This window comes from Aquiflexum gelatinilyticum (genome assembly GCF_024741135.1).
Classification (GTDB): domain Bacteria; phylum Bacteroidota; class Bacteroidia; order Cytophagales; family Cyclobacteriaceae; genus Cognataquiflexum; species Cognataquiflexum gelatinilyticum.
This window is the reverse complement of the sequence record NZ_JANSUY010000044.1, coordinates 1-811: the sequence shown is the minus strand read 5'-3', so window position 1 is coordinate 811 and position 811 is coordinate 1. Positions and strand designations below refer to the sequence as shown.

Below are 811 nucleotides of genomic sequence, written 5' to 3'. Positions count from 1 at the left end.
TCCAAGTCTTGCGCCTGGATCAAGTGAATCCATTCTGACTTCTTACCTGGTAACACAAGCCGATATCGATGCAGGAAAAGTGGACAACACCGCCTCTGCTGCTGTAGGTGCTATCAATGTTTCTGCCGCGGAATCCGTTAACGCTACACAGAGTCCTTCGCTTTCCATCACCAAGACTGCAACCGAGTCAACATTTGATGCAGTCGGAGATGTATTGAACTATACCATCGTCGTGACCAATACAGGGAATGTGACAATGGAAAACATTGCTTTAAGCGATCCTTTGACAGGATTGAACACTTCTATTCCAAGTCTTTCGCCTGGATCAAGTGAATCCATTCCGACTTCTTACACAGTAACGCAGGCTGATATCGACGCAGGAAAAGTGGACAACACCGCTTCTGCAGCCGTAGGTACGGTAAATGTCTCAGCTTCGGAGTCTGTTTCCGCAACACAGAGTCCTGCGCTTTCAATCACCAAGACTGCAACAGAAAATACTTTTGAAGCGGTCGGCGATGTATTGAACTACACCATTGTCGTGACCAATACAGGTAATGTGACTTTGAGCAATGTTGCTGTAAGTGATCCATTGACCGGTCTGAATACAACAATCGCAACTTTGGCTCCTGCTGCTTCACAGTCAATACCGACTTCTTATACAATCACACAGGCGGATATCGATGCAGGAAAAGTGGACAATACTGCTTCGGCTTCTGTTGGTGCTGTCAATGTATCCGCTTCGGAATCAGTTTCTGCAACACAAAGCCCTGCACTTTTCATCACCAAGACTGCCGCTGAGTCAACCTTTGCC

1 protein-coding gene is annotated in these 811 nt (G+C 46.9%); it reads left to right on the top strand.

What is annotated here, in order from left to right; genetic code table 11:
- The coding region (locus tag NU887_RS21075; protein ID WP_420839805.1) for a DUF7507 domain-containing protein at positions 1 to 811 on the top strand (811 nt) is incomplete at both ends.